We start from the raw sequence: 16,194 nt of genomic DNA, 5'->3' as shown, positions 1-16,194 counted from the left end.
TTCCCCATCTCCTCATACTACGATGTTTATAGGAGACAGGGAAGAGGAGATAGACAACAGGGAAAAATTATATTACAAATTAGGAATTACGAATTAATTCTCACCTTTTGCTGAATATACAGCAGTTTTACCATCCAATGACATACCTTCTGTTTGCAGTTCTTGATGTTTATTTGGTTTGATAAAGCGCTCTGTTGTTGTCTTAATCACGATATACAAAATCGGTACTACAAACAAACTCAAGAAAGTCGCAATTAACATCCCACCAAAAACTGCTGTTCCCAAAGATTGGCGACTACCCGCACCGGCACCTGTGGCAACAGCTAAGGGGAAAATCCCCAATAGTGTAGAAAAAGCAGTCATCAAAATTGGACGTAACCGCTCTTGTGAAGCTTCAATTACTGCTTTAGTAATCGAAAGACCTTGCTCTCGTAATTGGTTAGCAAATTCCACAATCAAAATTGCGTTCTTACTAGCTAAACCAATCAACATGACTAGACCAATTTGGCAGTAAACATCATTTGCAAAACCTCGCATTGATTGAGCAACAAGCGCTCCAAAGATAGCTAAGGGAACTGACAACAGAATGATAAAGGGGTCAACGTAGTTCTCATATTGAGCAGCTAGTACCAAAAATACAAAGATTATTCCTAATCCAAAGATTATGGGTGCTAAACCACCAGAATCTATTTCTTCTAATGCAGTCCCTGACCATTCGTAACCATAACCGGCAGGTAAAACTTCCTTAGCAACTTTTTCCATTGCTTTAATTGCGTCTCCCGAACTAGATCCAGGAGCGGCGGAACCATTAATTTCAATCGAGCGGAACAGATTATAGTGATTTATCGTTTGCGCTCCCACAGTCTGAGTAACTTTGACTAAGTTGCTCAAAGGAATCATTTGATTCTTTTGAGAACGAACGTATAGTTTGCCAATATCTTTGGGATTGGAACGAAACTGTTGATCTGCCTGGATATACACCCGATAATTACGCTGCTGGAGATTAAAATCATTTACATATTGCGATCCCAAAGCAGTTTGTAAAGTACTGAAGACATCATCTATGGAAACTTGCAATGATTTGGCTTTATTGCGGTCTACTTCTACAAGCAATTGTGGTGTATCTGCGGCAAAGGTACTAAATACAGCTTGTAATCCTGGTGTTTGATTAGCTTTCCCGAGCAACTTACCCATTGACTGGACTAGATTTTCTAAACCACTGTTACCTCTGCGGTCTTGCAGTTGAAATACGAAGCCGCCAAAGTTGCCTAAACCCTGAATTGGAGGAGGGTTCACAGGAAAAACCCTCGCTTCTGGAATTGCCAACAACTTGCCTTGTAAGCTGCCAATAATCGCCTGTACTGATTGATCGGCTTTTGAGCGCTCGTCCCAAGATTTTAAAGTTGTAAATATGATGCCACTATTGGCGGTGCTACCACTAAAACCAAATCCGCCGATCGCAAAAGTCCCCAATACTTCGGGAATTTGTAGAATTTCTTTTTCTACCTGTGCAATCACATCGCTAGTATATTGCAACGAAACCCCTTGCGGCCCTTGGATAATTGTAATGAAATAGCCTTCGTCTTCATCGGGTAGAAAAGCTGTTGGGACTGTGGTGTACAGCCAAGCAGTCATTCCCAAAGAGACGATAAACAACCCAATCACAATAGCTTTGATGTGTGTTAGGAAGGTAAGCGATCGCTTATAACCATTCTGTACCCAGTCAAGAAACCGATTAATCTGGCCAAAAATCCAACCCAGCCAGCCTGAAGGTCGTTGTCCTTGACGCAGCAGCAGCGCACACAAGGAAGGTGTTAGGGTCAAAGCCAAAAAAGTTGAAATCGCAATGGAGAAAGCGATCGTCAGGGCAAATTGCCGATAAAGTGCGCCTGTGGTTCCCGGAAAAAATGCCACTGGTACAAACACCGCCATCAACACTAATGAAGTGGCAATAACCGCGCCAAACAGTTCCGCCATTGATTCACTAGCGGCTCGGCGAGGACTAATTCCTTTATCCTGAATAAAGCGGCTGATTTGCTCCACCACAACGATCGCATCGTCTACCACCATCCCCGATGCTAAAGTCAGACCAAATAAAGTCAAACTATTGATGGAAAAGTTAAAAACTTTGACGAAGGCAAATGTCCCAATTAAGGAAAGCGGAATGGTAAGTGCAGGAATTAAAGTCGTTCGCCAATCCTGCAAGAACACAAAAATTACAATTACAACCAGCACTACCGCTTCAATTAGAGTCTTAACCACTTCTGCCAAAGACTCTTCTACAAAGGATGTCGTGTCAAAAGCTACCTGATATTTCAGCCCTGGGGGAAAACTCGAAGCTAATCGCGCAAGTTCGGCTTTGACTCCCTTTGCCACATCTAAGGCATTACTACCAGGAACTTGATAAATCCCTAAACCGACAGCATCGTTACCACGAAATCGCAGAAATGAACTGTAGTTTTCTGCGCCCAGTTCTGCTCTACCAACATCTTTGAGCTTGACTAATGTGCCATCATCTCCAGTTTTGAGGACAATTTCTTCAAATTCTGCTGGTTCTGCTAATCGGCTAGCAGCACGCACATCAAGTTGATACCTTTGTCCTTCAGGAGCCGGTTCTTGTCCAATTCTCCCTGCACCAACTTGTAAGTTTTGTTCAGATAACGCATTCGCTACATCCTGAGTTGTTAGCCCCCGATTGGCAAGGCGACTAGGATCTAACCACAAACGCATTGCATAGCGCCGTTCACCAAAAATTTGAACGTTGCTCACACCTTTGACTCTTTTTAAGGCATCTGCCAAGTAAAGGTCAGCATAGTTACTTAAGAATGTATTGTCGTACTCTTTATTTTCAGCGAATAAACCAATCGCTAAGAGGATGTTACTAGATTCTTTCGATACTCGTACTCCCGTGCGCTGCACAGAATCTGGTAATTGTGGTTGGGCAACAGAAACACGATTTTGTACATCCACAGCCGCAATATCTTTATCCCGCGATGAATCGAAGGTGGCTGTAATGGTACTTGTACCATCGTTACTGCTGCTGGAAGTGAGATATCTTAGTCCCTCAACCCCGTTGATTTGCCTTTCTAAGATATTTGTCACTCCGCTTTCTACGACTTCTGCACTAGCTCCGCTATAGTTGGAAGTTACAGTGATTTGGGTGGGACTTATTTCTGGGAATCTTGCGATCGGTAATGAGGGAATACTGATTAATCCTATTAAAAGGATGATGATTGCACAGACCGACGCAAAGATTGGTCGCTTAATAAAAAAGTCAACAAACATAGCTTAAAAAATTGGGCTTTGGGTATTTGGCATTAGGTATTGGGGAATGGGGAATGGGGAATGGGGAATGGGGAATGGGGAATGGGTATTGATCAATAATTAATAGTTATTCTTCCCCTGCTTCCCCTGCTTCCCCCGCTTCCCCTGCCCTCTGCTGGCTTGCCCCTTCCCTATGGCTTCTGACTACCCACTTCTTGCGGTGCGGGAGTGATGGGAGCGCCATTAGTTAGGTTGAGAATACCGGAAACAACAATTTTGTCTCCAGCTTTTAGTCCTTCGATAACTTGATAATTATTCCCCTCAATAACTCCCAATTTCACAGGTTTTTGTTGAGCAACTAAAGATGGCGCTCCAGCTTTCTTTTCTGCTGGTGCTTCAGCTTTTTTTTCTGCTGACGCTTCAGCGTTCTTTTCTGTTGGCGCTTCAGCTACAAATACAAAGGTTTCCCCACCCAGGCGAGATACTGCTGTAACTGGAATTAAAATTCCTGGACGTTCGTTCCAGATGACTTTGGTTTGCACTGATTGGCGATTTACCAGTTGACTTCTAGAATTACCAAAGTTAGCTTTCACCAAAATTGTCTGTGAATCGGAACTAGCATCTGGAGAGATGAAACTTATCTTACCTGTTGCTGTAGGTTGACCTTGGATGTTCAGCATTTGCACTGGTAATCCCAAGCGCAGCTTTTTGGCTTCTTCTAAGGGAACAGAAATATTTAGTTCTAAAGAGTCGTTTCTTGTAAGTGTAGTGAGCTGGTCTGCTTTTTCTACATAATCTCCCACTTTTGTGGGAATATCGCCAACAGTACCAGTAAAAGGTGCCAGCACTTTTGTGTATTGCAGTTGAACTTGGGCTGCTTGAACTTGGGCAGCTGCTTGAGTTACTTGCGATCGCGCTTGGGCAATTTCTTCTGGGCGAGAACCATTTTCTAGTTGCCTTAAGTTTTGTTTCTGTTGTTCCAAAGCTCCAGCCAGCTCATTGACACTAGAAGTTCTGCTTTGGCGGAGTTGAGCTAGGCGTTTCTGGGCTACAACCAGGGCAGCTTCAGCACTTTGCTGTTCTTTGATATATCCTTCTAAGGTATCTTGAGAAACTGCGCCTTCTTTTCTCAATTGTGCGTAGCGCTTGGCTCGTGATTGTGCTAATTCCACATCCGATTTCGCTGACTGGATTTGAGCCTCAGCCTGAGCAATTTCTTGTGGTTGCGACCCCGATTGAGCATCTCGCAAGCGAGCTTGGGCTTGGGTTAACTGCGCTCTAGCTTGGGCAACTTCTTCTTGTCGCGTACCCGCTTGGAGTTCAGCAAGACGTGCTTGAGCTTGTGCTAGTCCAGCTTTTGCTTGTAATAATTGCGCTTGGACACTATCACTTTCTAGGCTAATAATAACTTGCCCCTGTTGAACACGGTTGCCCTCTTGGATGAAAATCTGGGTAACTCGTCCTTCAACCTGTGGCTTGATGATTACCGAGCGTGGAGCCTCTAAGGAGCCAATAAACTCTGAACTTTCTTGCACAGTTTCAGGTTGCACAGTCGCTAGCTTGACTGGAATTGCCATCGGTTGACCAGCAGCAGGCCCACCTGCTGCTGGATTGCTAGCACTACTAGTTTGCCACCAGCGCCAACCAAAACCAATGCCTCCAATTAAGAGGATAATTCCCAAAATTAGAGGCCAACGACGCTTTTGAGGTGGTTTAGGCGATCGCTCTGGCAGTGGTTGTAGCTCTTGACTAGAATCATTAACAGCAGGCTGTTCTATTTCAACTGGAAGCGGAGAATCAGGGAACTCAGAATGGGACATCTTCGGTTTCTCGTCTTGTGGATTTAGACTTGGGCAATCTACTCTTGACTAAAAAAAAGCGTTATCTGAATAGTTTTTTAGCCATTTGCTTTGATGTTGATAACTAACAAATATGTATTTGGGTATTTGGGCGATCGCTCACGATGTCTAGTACCTAAAACAAACAAATATGCTTCATCACAATATGGTGATTTTGTACATTACTTAACTCCCATCATTTTTTTAAAGTGTAATTTATAAAACTTTTTTGGTCAGTATAAAACCATCACTTTCCGTCATAGAGAAAACACGGGTTATGTTGTTGCAAAGGAAATCAATAGAATCTTCTACCTCCTGCAATGGCAAACTGCGTGATCCCATGTACAAATAAATTTAAACAAGTTTGGATGTAGTATTCATATCTATAATCTAGTGTGGTTGGGATATCGCTAAAAACGCAGAATACCGTGAAACAACATACCCGTGAAACTATCTACAGATGCTTTTAAATCTATATCTGAAGATACTTCACCCTGATCTTGACTTTTTTGCAACTACATAACCATCTAGCTGTTAGCGCAGCGATTAGCAATTTGTTGACTTTGTATAAAATCAGATGGGCGGCTTGGGAAAGTTTTCCATAAGCGTTTGCAAGCGCTTGCTTGCATTATAACCACATAGGAAACTACATTTGTATAAGTTTAAAGATGAGTTTATCCCTCTTGAGTTGTATTGAATACTGATCTTAGGGAAGAAAAATTTACGGTGCAATGTATTGAGCGATGCCCTCTCTATGAGAGGCTTCTCTGCGACATGCTGCGCGTAGCTTGCTTATGAGTAGGAGTTACGCCTATGCGGATTAGTTCAGCTCTATTCATCAAGGTTGCAAGTTTCATTGAGTTATCCTCACCAAGAACAAAGTGCAATCAATACAGTGTTCTCTAGAGTCCTCTTTTTGAGCAGTATTATCTTCCTACACTTAGGTCATCCAATCGGATGATTTTTAACTCACCCATTCGGGTGATTTAATTTATCCTAATCAGGGTTCTGTATATGTGAGCAAGTCATGCTCAATGCCTTTCAAGCATCCACAACTGATTCCTTAGAATCTAATTTCGGCAAGATACCTACAGTTGATTTTCGGTTAGCAAGAATATGATAGAAGAGCCCTTCATACCGATCAAGTGCTTGCTCCAACGAATAATTTTCTTCGGCAAACTGTCTTCCCGTGTTACCTAACTTCGTACAGAGAGTAGGATTAGCATATAAATCATGCACCGCAGCGGCCATTGCATCAGGCGATTCTGGCTCAACAATTATCCCACCACCACTCAGTTTGATTGCTCTAGCAGCAGTTCCAGTTGCAGGAACTGAACCCACAATTGGGCGACCACTTGCCAAGAGTAGTGGTATTTTTGAAGGCATATTAAACGAAATTACATTGTGCTTTTGCACAATCAGTCCAACATCAGCTGCTGCTAGCATTTCAGGTAATTTTTCTCTCGGCTGCAATGGTAGTAGCAAAACATTATCTGCTCCATGTAATAGACAATATTCTTGCAACCTTTGCAATGCTGTTGATTCGCCGACAATGACAAAGACAATTTCTCTGATATGACGTAAGCAAACTGCTGCTTCTATTACAGTTTCTAAACCTTGAGTTAGAGCTATGTTGCCAGAATAAAGAACTATAAATTTCCCATCCAGTTGATGGCTAGATATCCAAGAGTTATTCTTTTTCGGTAAAGGGTGGATAAAATTTACATTCACCCAATTAGGAATACAAACAATTTTATTAACAGGTACTCCCTTATTCATTAAATTCTCACGAAATCCATCGGCGATAACACTAATAGTGTGTGCAGTCCGATAGGCAAATTTCTCTAAAGCTGCAAGAGTTCGAATCATCCACTTATTTTTCAGAAGCCCCATACGCACCGCAGCTTCTGGTAATATATCTTGCACATTTAGAACTATTGGGCAGTTGTATAGCCAACCAAATATCGTTGCTGGTAAGATACCTAACAAAGGCGGTACTGTTAAAATCATCACATTTGGACGTTCACCTCTAAAGGCTTGAGGTAAGCTTGTGAAAATAAAGCTTAACTCCAGCAATAGACGATCTAAAAGGTTAGGTTTAGACTTAATTCTGATGTAGCTTCGCTGAATGGTGACACCATTTTTTTGTTCATTAACGTACCATTTACCCCGATAACCATCGTAAATTTCGCGCTCAGGATAGTTGGGCATTCCGGTAATCACCCGCACTTCATGACCTCGCTTTACTAGTCCTTCTGCCAATTCGGTCATTAAGGGAGCAATTCCAATCGGCTCTGGATGATAGTTGTAGGAATATATCAGAATGTGCATGAGCTATTTATAAATTTGGTAAATACAGCCTGAGATAAGCGGATTTATTGCTAACTTCAATAGAGGCTGAAACTTTTATTATTTAATTTAGTTTGTGATTATATTATGATTTTTTAAATCACAATTGCTATAAGCACTGCTGAGAAATTTTCTAGGTGGATTTTAACAGTTATTAGCGAACAATTGTCACTTTTTCTGGTTGGATAAAGTTTCCTAATCGTATATTTAAAAGTTACGCGTGTTAACTAATAAACTTTATTTGTTCACTTTTTGTTCACTTATTTAAAAGTGAATGGAGTTGTTAATTTTACACTGAGGGGATTGTAACATGAGATTTAATATCATGCATATAACCTGCATTCCGCCTTGTAAACTGGCACATGAAGTATTTTTAACCAAGTAAACTATATTGCATTAATGGGTGAGCGTCCAGTTTTTTTAGTGGCTCAAAGGCAGTAACTTTTTAACATTAGTGTGTTTAGTAGCTTCGTATTTAAAGCTGTAACTGGAAAAAGCTTCAATGTATCGCAATTGACATTAACAGCTTTATTTGGGTTGTTAGCAAGATTAGCAATACCTGTGGCCGGCTACGCTGACGCGATACTAAAAAGTTGCACTGATTGCTATGGTCAGGGCGATTTTAGCGAAAATATTTCTGATTATAATCGCTCGAATACTTGTTTTCATAAGTATTCGAGCGATCGCTAACCGATAAGGCTGGATGATAAACTCACCAGTTCATTGAACTATTGGAGCTAAAACAGAGATTCATTAAACTAAACTTGGCAACCTCTAACTGGAAAGCCCTACTTTCTAGCAAGAGGCTTGCTTTTTCTTCAGAGTTGAGCCTACACCCAAGGCCCCAAATGCCAGTAAACCCAGCAGAGAAGCAGGTTCAGGAACTTTGGATACCTGAATAGAACCAGAATTTTCATCGAGTGTTATTGAGGCTCCCTGTTGATTGACATCCTGACGTAATCGCAAAGACTCATCAACAGTTCCAGTAAAGAAGTATTCTCCAATGACACCCGTCCCTCCTCCTATATTCAAGGGGCCAAACAATTTCTGAGTAGCAGTATCAAAGTTGAAAGCGAAGAAATCAGATTGTGATACCCCAGAAGTAACGGTGTTATAAGTTCCCAGAGGATTATTAGATGGGTCTAAGAAAGAGACATTTAAGGATTGTAAAAAGTTGGTGGCTCCACTGCCACTTTCTGAAATAATTGTCGGTGCTGTAGTCTCGTCGTAGCTAAATGAACCGACTGCGGAATAACCAGCATCTCCTAGCCAGTTAAAGTTGAAATCTATAGCTTGAGCAGGATTGTTAGCACCAGCAGCGATCGCAACACTAAGTACAGCACTGGTTGCTGTGGTAGCAGCAATTTTGGCAAAAATGTTTCTCACTGTTATATCTCCAAGATTTATTTGCATGATGCAAATATCAGTGCATCAAACAACACTAACTTTACGATAGAAATAAATATAAGTAAATACTACATGGAAGGTTGAGGTAAATATAACAAGTAGATGAAGAAAAACACTTATTTTTTAAAGTTTTCGAGAAGATATCAAGTCTATTTCACAAACCTAAGCTCAAATTTATCAATTTTGATGTATGTAGCAAGGGTTATTACCTAAAAATCACGAGCGATCGCCTGAGAATAACTGATAAAGTTGAGCTACGCAAAGTTGAAAACAGTGACCTATGCCTGCGTTTCTATTAGAAGTTGGTACAGAAGAATTACCTGCAAGCTTTCTCAGTGATGCCTTAATACAGTGGCGAGAACGCATTCCCCAAAGTTTGGAAGCAAACAGCCTTCAGGGTGAAAGTGTCCAAGTGTACGGTACTCCCCGCCGTTTAGCGGTATTGATTAAAGGTCTACCATCCCAGCAAGCAGACCGAGAAGAAGAAATTAAAGGGCCTCCTGCTCAAGCTGCCTTTAAAGATGGTCAGCCAACAGCAGCAGCATTAGGCTTTGCCAAAAAGCAAGGTGTGGAACTAGATGCACTCTTCCTTCGCCCCACTGACAAAGGGGAATTTGTTTTTGTGCAAAAAAGAATTCCTGGCCGTCCTGTGGCGGAAATTCTGACAGAACTTGTTCAAGAGTGGATTTGGGGTTTAGAAGGTAAGCGATTAATGCGTTGGGGAGATGGGGATGGGAGATTTTCTCGACCAATTCGCTGGCTGGTAGCTTTGTTAGATGAGACGGTGCTACCGTTGGAATTGGTAAATGGTTCTAAAACGATTCAGAGCGATCGCATTTCCCAAGGTCATCGTGTCTTACATCCTGAACCTGTGACAATCGCCCAAGCTACTGATTACGTTACCGCCCTCAAATCTGCTTATGTCACCGTTGACCCCGAAGAACGGGAAAATCTAATCAAAGAGCAAGTAAAGGCAGTAGCAGAAAGTTTAAGTGGGTATACAGTCATTTACCCCGATTTATTAGCGGAAGTAACCAACCTTGTAGAATATCCTTCTACAGTTGTTGGTAAATTTGAACCAGAATTTTTGGAATTACCAACTGAAGTAATTACTGAAGTTATGGTAACTCATCAACGTTATTTCCCTGTATTCAAACCAGGTAGTTCTGAGCAAGAATTATTGCCCAATTTCATCACCATTTCTAACGGCGATCCCAAAAAATCAGATATTATTGCCGTCGGAAATGAAAGGGTAATTCGTGCCAGATTAGCTGATGGCAGATTTTTCTACGAAGCTGATTTAACTAAACCAATAGATAGCTTCTTACCCCAGTTAGAAAAAGTCACCTTCCAAGAAGAATTGGGTTCGGTGCGTACTAAGATAGATAGAGTAGTCAAAATTGCCGAGCAAATTAGCACCCAATTAAAATTAGCTGAAAATCAAAGCCAAAAAATCCAACGTGCTGCTTTATTGTGTAAAGCAGATTTGGTAACTCAAATGGTGTATGAATTCCCCGAATTGCAAGGCATTATGGGAGAAAAATATGCCTTAGCCAGTGGTGAAGATCCCGAAGTAGCAAAGGCAATTTATCAACATTATTTGCCAACGGGAGCCGGTGACAATTTACCCGAAACACTCACAGGTCAAATTGTCGGTTTGGCAGATAGATTAGATACCTTAGTAAGTATCTTTGGGTTAGGTTTAATTCCTTCTGGTTCCTCCGATCCCTTCGCTTTGCGTCGGGCTGCCAATGCTGTAGTTAAAATTACTTGGTTTTATAATTTGCCAATAAATTTAGATGATTTATTGGCGCAAATAGCAACAGATTTTGCCGCGAAATATCAAAAAGATCGGGCATTATTAACCACAGCATTACAAGAGTTTTTCTTACAACGCATCCGCACCTTATTGCAAGAAGAAAAGCAGATTGATTACGATTTAGTAAATGCAGTTTTGGGAGAAAATGACCCAGAATACACAGAACGGACATTAAAGGATTTATTGGATGTCCGCGATCGCGCCTTATACTTACAACAAATCCGTAACGACAGTACCCTAGATAACATCTACGAAACCGTTAACCGTTCCACACGATTAGCTGCCCAAGGTGATTTGGATACAAAACAGCTAGAACCGACAACCGTAGTTCGTCCAGAATTATTCCAAAAGCCTTCTGAGACAGCTTTGTATAATGCCTTAATCGAATCAGTACCGCAAACTCAAACAGCACAGCAGACACGGAATTATCAACTGTTAGTAGCAGCATTAGCAAAAATTGCTCCGACAGTTAGTAACTTCTTTGATGGGCCAGATAGCGTTTTAGTTATGGACTCCGATCCAGAAATTAAGCGCAATCGATTACACTTACTGGGATTAGTTCGCAATCATGCCCGTGTTTTAGCTGACTTTGGTGCGATCGTTAAAAATCTGTAGCGTAAGTCAACAAAAAGTTGTGTAATTTTTGCCAATAAACGCTAGTATAGGGAGTGCTTAACCAGGGACACTCTGCTTGCAATCTATGTCCAAAGCTCATGTTATTGGATTGGGAAAGTCCGGTGTTGCTGCGGCGAGATTGTTGAAACGGGAAGGTTGGGAGGTAGAGCTGAGTGATGGCAACACCTCCAAAACCCTCCTACAACAACAACAAGAACTCGCTGCCGAGCAAATAACCGTTAAACTAGGCCAATCCCTAGAATTAAATGGTGATAATTTACCCCAATTAATAGTTGTTAGTCCTGGCGTGCCTTGGGATATTCCCGTATTAATTAAGGCACGCCAATTAGGTATTGAAACCATTGGGGAAATGGAACTCGCTTGGCGAAATTTGCAATCGCTACCTTGGGTAGGAATTACAGGTACTAACGGTAAAACTACTACCACAGCTTTAATTGCTGCCATTTTTCAAGCAGCAGAATTTGATGCGCCCGCCTGCGGTAACATTGGCTACGCCGCTTGTGAAGTTGCCCTATCTTGGAGTGGGAGAGGAGCAGGGGAGGCATTTGATAATTCTTGTACAGACGCGATTAATCGCGTCTCTTCACTCGATTGGGTGATTGCGGAAGTTAGCAGCTATCAAATAGAATCTTCCAGTTCTCTTGCACCCCGTATCGGTGTTTGGACGACTTTCACACCGGATCATCTTAGTCGCCATAAGACTTTAGAGAACTATTACAACATCAAAGCAAAGCTGTTGCGTCAGTCAGAATTGCAAGTGTTCAATGGCGATGATGCCTACTTGAGCCAGTTAGGTTTAAGTGCTTGGCCTAATGCTTATTGGACAAGTGTGAGAGGAAAAGATTTCCTGATTAGCGAAAAAGGCTTTTACATCGAGGACGGCTGGGTTGTGGAAAAATTGACTGCAACCTCTGCACCAGAACTGATTGTGAAAGTATCTACTTTGCGAATGGTGGGAGAACATAACCAGCAAAATCTCTTGATGGCAGTAGCTACGGCACGATTAGCGGGAATTAATCGTGATGCGATCGCACGTGCAATTCAAGAATTCCCTGGCGTTCCTCATCGTTTGGAGCATATCTGCACTTGGGAAGGTATTGATTTTATCAACGACAGCAAAGCCACTAACTACGATGCTGCCGAAGTTGGTTTAGCATCAGTGAAAAGTCCAGCGATTTTAATTGCTGGTGGAGAAGCCAAAGCAGGTGATGATACTGGCTGGCTAGCACAAATCCAAACCAAAGCTGCTGCTGTATTATTGATTGGCTCTGCTGCACCCGCATTTGCCCAGCGCCTTCAAGAGGTGGGTTATTATTCTTACCACATTGTCGAAACTATGGAAAGGGCAATCCCTAGATCGGCGGAATTAGCTAAGGAGTATGAAGCGCCTGTGGTGTTACTATCTCCAGCTTGCGCGAGTTTCGACCAATATCCCAATTTTGAGGTGCGGGGCGATGATTTCCGTCAGTTGTGCCTTGCTTGGGCGGGAGGAGTAAGGCTTCAATACAACTCGATTCTTTCATCTTCTCTATAATTGATTCACTGTGTGGCTTGCAGTTACACAGTGAATCAATTATGTAATCTAAAAGTGCGGTGCGATCGCATGATCACAGAAATTTAAAATATTCTAGAAGGATTGTTTAGAGCTAATTTAGTGGTTTTCTATAATTATGTTTTGCTGTAGTTTGCAACTTCAACCTCATGAGCGATGCTTGTAGGTTTAGGAATAGGTAAACCATCTTCTAGCATTCCTTCTATATGAAATTCAATAGCTTCTGCAATCATCTGCTTGACTTCTTCTAAAGTTTCACCCACAGCTACACAACCTGGTAAATCAGGGATATAAGCGCCATAGCTAGTTTCTCCCTTTTCAATCACAACTGTATAACGCATTAGTATTCCTCCAATTGAGCTTGTCTCCAGATGTTTTTAAGAGTACCAATTGGCACATCCACATTTGGTTTACCAGACACTGTTACAGTACTAGGTTTATCTGGATGTTTGAACTGTCGATGACTACCTTTAGTTCTAGCAAGATACCAACCATCAGCTTCTAGTCGTTTAATAACTTCGCGTACTTTCATGCTAACGCTTATCTGTATAGGTGAAATTTATATTACAGATAGAGTGTCTTATTGAGAAAGAAAAGTAAACGACATTGTGTTGTAATTTATGTCCGTAATTTTGTCGTAGGTTTCAACATTGCTAAGTAGACGGACAAAAATATTTCTCATGAATCGAGTGGCTCAAAATGAAATGCTAAAGTTAATAATCAAGCTTTTGCAGAGCTATATTCCATCTCTCCCAGATAAAATTTATATATGAACGCTACACAAGAAAAACTAAAAGTTCAGCTTGAACAGGCTTTAGTCGAGGCTTTTGGCGCTGACTTCGCGGGAGTAGACCCAATTTTGGTTTCTGCTAGCAATCCTAAATTTGGTGATTATCAGGCGAATGTGGCTTTATCCCTGAGTAAAAAGTTAGGCAAGCAACCAAGAGCGATCGCAGATGCGATCGTTGAGAAACTAGATGTATCCGAAATCTGCGAACCACCAGAAATTGCTGGGCCAGGATTTATCAATCTGAAACTGAAAACGGCGTACCTGGAAGCACAACTGAACGAAATTCAAGCTGATCCCAGACTTGGAGTTCCACCCGCGAAAACACCCAAGCGGGAAATTGTGGATTTTTCCAGTCCGAATATTGCCAAAGAAATGCACGTCGGACACCTGCGTTCTACCATTATTGGTGATTCCATCGCCCGGATTTTAGAATTTCTTGGACACGATGTGCTGCGGTTAAATCATGTCGGTGATTGGGGTACGCAGTTTGGAATGTTAATCGCCTATCTGCGGGAAGTTTACCCAGATGCGCTTACCACCGCTAATGCTTTAGATATTGGTGATTTAGTTTCTTTTTACCGCAAAGCTAAACAACGCTTTGATACAGATACAGCTTTTCAAGAAACAGCACGCCAAGAAGTTGTCAGATTACAAGCAGGTGCAGAAGATACACTTCATGCTTGGAAACTGTTGTGCGAACAATCACGGCGAGAGTTTCAAATAATTTATGAATTGCTGGATATCAAGTTAACTGAACGGGGCGAATCTTTCTACAACCCCTTATTATCTGGTGTTGTGGAAGATTTAGAGAAATCTGGCCTACTGGTAGAAAACCAGGGCGCAAAATGCGTTTTTCTAGATGGATTTACAAATAGAGAAGGTGAACCTTTACCCTTGATTGTGCAGAAATCAGATGGCGGTTATAACTACGCCACAACTGATTTAGCATCCCTGCGCTACCGGATTCAGCAGGATGAAGCAAAGCGGATAATTTATGTAACTGATGCTGGACAAGGAAACCACTTTGCCCAATTCTTCCAGGTAGCACGCAAAGCTGGATGGATTCCCGATGATGTGGAATTAGTCCATGTTCCCTTTGGGTTGGTATTAGGAGAAGATGGGAAGAAATTCAAAACTCGTTCTGGGGATACTGTGCGGTTACGGGATTTATTAGATGAAGCTGTTTCTCATGCCCATGCTGACCTAAAAAATAGATTACAAAAAGAAGAACGTCAAGAAACTGAAGAATTTATTAATGAAGTTGCGAGGGTAGTTGGAATCAGTGCAGTTAAGTATGCAGACTTAAGCCAAAATCGCACCAGTAACTACATCTTCAGCTACGACAAAATGCTGGATCTCAAAGGTAATACTGCGCCTTATATGCTATATGTTTATGCGCGGATTCATGGTATTAGCCGCAAGGGTGATATTAACTTTAAAGAGTTGGGAAATAATGCCGTTTTGTTGCAGCATGAAACAGAATTAGCGCTGGCAAAATATTTACTTCAACTGGATGAAGTTATTAGTAGTGTAGAGCAAGACTTACTGCCTAATCGTTTATGTGAGTATTTGTTTGAATTGAGTCAGAAGTTTAACCAATTCTACGATCGCTGTCCTATACTACAAGCCGAGGAACCGCAGAGGACATCGCGCTTGGTTTTATGTGATTTGACTGCTAGAACTCTGAAGTTGGGATTATCTTTGTTGGGAATTCAGGTGTTGGAGAGGATGTAATATTTTTAACGCAAAGGTACGCTAAGGTAACGCGAAGGTACGCAGAGTAAGAGTTAAGCTGGTTTTTTCATCAGAATTGCTGGACTTGGAGGCAATCGCATCTGTGAGATTTTTTAAGATATTCACACTGGTATTAGCATGAAACATACTGATAAAAGACAGGCAGGATAAAAGGTGACAATCGAAATCTACGTCAGCACTGATATAGAAGCGGATGGCCCTATACCTGGGCCCCACTCCATGCTTAGTCTTGCCTCAGCTGCGTATACCGCAGACAAACAATTAGTTGCAACTTTTACAGCTAATTTAGAAACCTTGCCAGGGGCCCAAGGACATCCCAAAACTATGAAATGGTGGGCAGAACAGCCAGATGCTTGGGCAGCTAGTAGAGCCGACCCCCAGCCCCCTCTAGAAGTCATGAAGTCTTACCACGCCTGGCTTGTGGCTTTACCAGGTAAACCGATCTTTGTTGGTTATCCAGCAGCCTATGACTTTATGTTTGTCTACTGGTACTTGATAAACTTTGTGGGCGATAGCCCCTTTAAATTTTCTGCATTGGATATCCGTTCCTATGCGATGGCATTCTTGAAACAAAGCTACAACGAATCTGGCAAGGATAATCTACCTGCTGCATGGTTAGAAAATCTTCCATTGGCTCACATTGCCTTGGATGATGCCATTCAGCAAGGGAAGTTATTCTGTAATCTTTTGCAAGCGAATCTAGAGAGAGAAGAAAGATAGCTATGCGATCGCACTTATAAGATTTTGTAACAGATTTCCGATAACGACGAAGCCTGATTCATTG

Annotated in this window: 10 protein-coding genes; 4 read left to right on the top strand and 6 right to left on the bottom strand. The window is 41.8% G+C overall.

Annotation, left to right across the window (positions count from 1 at the left end):
* Window positions 1-93: 93 nt before the first annotated feature.
* The 4 genes from V7K69_RS32380 to V7K69_RS32365 form a co-directional block, all read right to left on the bottom strand.
* Window positions 94-3,285: an efflux RND transporter permease subunit gene (locus tag V7K69_RS32380; RefSeq protein WP_335042316.1), complete on the bottom strand. Its 3,192-nt coding sequence runs from the start codon at window positions 3,283-3,285 to the stop codon at window positions 94-96.
* Between the two features lie 170 nt (window positions 3,286-3,455).
* Window positions 3,456-5,084 carry an efflux RND transporter periplasmic adaptor subunit gene (locus tag V7K69_RS32375; RefSeq protein WP_335042314.1) on the bottom strand — a complete coding sequence of 543 codons (1,629 nt, stop codon included), beginning with the start codon at window positions 5,082-5,084 and terminating at the stop codon, window positions 3,456-3,458.
* Between the two features lie 1,059 nt (window positions 5,085-6,143).
* A complete protein-coding gene (locus tag V7K69_RS32370; RefSeq protein ID WP_335042311.1) occupies window positions 6,144-7,433 on the bottom strand; it encodes a glycosyltransferase family 4 protein in 1,290 nt (429 codons plus the stop codon).
* Between the two features lie 813 nt (window positions 7,434-8,246).
* Complete coding sequence (locus tag V7K69_RS32365; RefSeq protein WP_335042309.1) at window positions 8,247-8,837, bottom strand: PEP-CTERM sorting domain-containing protein; 591 nt, start codon at window positions 8,835-8,837, stop codon at window positions 8,247-8,249.
* Window positions 8,838-9,138: 301 nt separating this feature from the next.
* Between V7K69_RS32365 and glyS the strand changes: the two genes are divergently transcribed.
* Together glyS and murD are read left to right on the top strand one after the other, a co-directional pair.
* Entirely contained in the window at window positions 9,139-11,292 is a 2,154-nt protein-coding gene (gene glyS, locus V7K69_RS32360) for a glycine--tRNA ligase subunit beta (RefSeq protein WP_335042307.1), read from the top strand.
* Window positions 11,293-11,377: 85 nt separating this feature from the next.
* Window positions 11,378-12,847 carry a UDP-N-acetylmuramoyl-L-alanine--D-glutamate ligase gene (gene murD, locus V7K69_RS32355; protein ID WP_335042305.1) on the top strand — a complete coding sequence of 490 codons (1,470 nt, stop codon included), beginning with the start codon at window positions 11,378-11,380 and terminating at the stop codon, window positions 12,845-12,847.
* 134 nt (window positions 12,848-12,981) lie between these two features.
* Here murD and V7K69_RS32350 read toward each other — a convergent pair whose 3' ends face one another.
* Window positions 12,982-13,206, bottom strand: a complete 225-nt coding sequence (locus tag V7K69_RS32350) for a type II toxin-antitoxin system HicB family antitoxin (RefSeq protein ID WP_114081897.1) — start codon at window positions 13,204-13,206, stop codon at window positions 12,982-12,984.
* Entirely contained in the window at window positions 13,206-13,397 is a 192-nt protein-coding gene (locus V7K69_RS32345) for a type II toxin-antitoxin system HicA family toxin (protein WP_114081898.1), read from the bottom strand. Before V7K69_RS32345 ends, V7K69_RS32350 begins: the two co-directional genes overlap by 1 nt.
* A 237-nt stretch (window positions 13,398-13,634) precedes the next feature.
* Between V7K69_RS32345 and argS the strand changes: the two genes are divergently transcribed.
* Window positions 13,635-15,389 carry an arginine--tRNA ligase gene (gene argS / locus V7K69_RS32340; protein WP_335042302.1) on the top strand — a complete coding sequence of 585 codons (1,755 nt, stop codon included), beginning with the start codon at window positions 13,635-13,637 and terminating at the stop codon, window positions 15,387-15,389.
* 174 nt (window positions 15,390-15,563) lie between these two features.
* Complete coding sequence (locus V7K69_RS32335) at window positions 15,564-16,130, top strand: exonuclease (protein ID WP_335042300.1); 567 nt, start codon at window positions 15,564-15,566, stop codon at window positions 16,128-16,130.
* The last annotated feature ends 64 nt before the right edge of the window (window positions 16,131-16,194 follow it).

Origin of the sequence: Nostoc sp. (genome assembly GCF_036917775.1) — a bacterium.
Classification (GTDB): Bacteria; Cyanobacteriota; Cyanobacteriia; order Cyanobacteriales; family Nostocaceae; genus Nostoc.
The sequence above is the reverse complement of the archived record's forward strand: the minus strand, read 5'-3'. Positions and strand labels throughout refer to the sequence as shown.

Bases quoted from the DNA above. Each gene is read 5' to 3' on its own strand.
- murD (WP_335042305.1), top strand. From the start codon at position 11,378: ATGTCCAAAGCTCATGTTATTGGATTGGGAAAGTCCGGTGTTGCTGCG.
- argS (WP_335042302.1), top strand. From the start codon at position 13,635: ATGAACGCTACACAAGAAAAACTAAAAGTTCAGCTTGAACAGGCTTTA.
- glyS (WP_335042307.1), top strand. From the start codon at position 9,139: ATGCCTGCGTTTCTATTAGAAGTTGGTACAGAAGAATTACCTGCAAGC.
- V7K69_RS32380 (WP_335042316.1), bottom strand. From the start codon at position 3,285: ATGTTTGTTGACTTTTTTATTAAGCGACCAATCTTTGCGTCGGTCTGT.
- V7K69_RS32345 (WP_114081898.1), bottom strand. From the start codon at position 13,397: ATGAAAGTACGCGAAGTTATTAAACGACTAGAAGCTGATGGTTGGTAT.
- V7K69_RS32350 (WP_114081897.1), bottom strand. From the start codon at position 13,206: ATGCGTTATACAGTTGTGATTGAAAAGGGAGAAACTAGCTATGGCGCT.
- V7K69_RS32375 (WP_335042314.1), bottom strand. From the start codon at position 5,084: ATGTCCCATTCTGAGTTCCCTGATTCTCCGCTTCCAGTTGAAATAGAA.
- V7K69_RS32370 (WP_335042311.1), bottom strand. From the start codon at position 7,433: ATGCACATTCTGATATATTCCTACAACTATCATCCAGAGCCGATTGGA.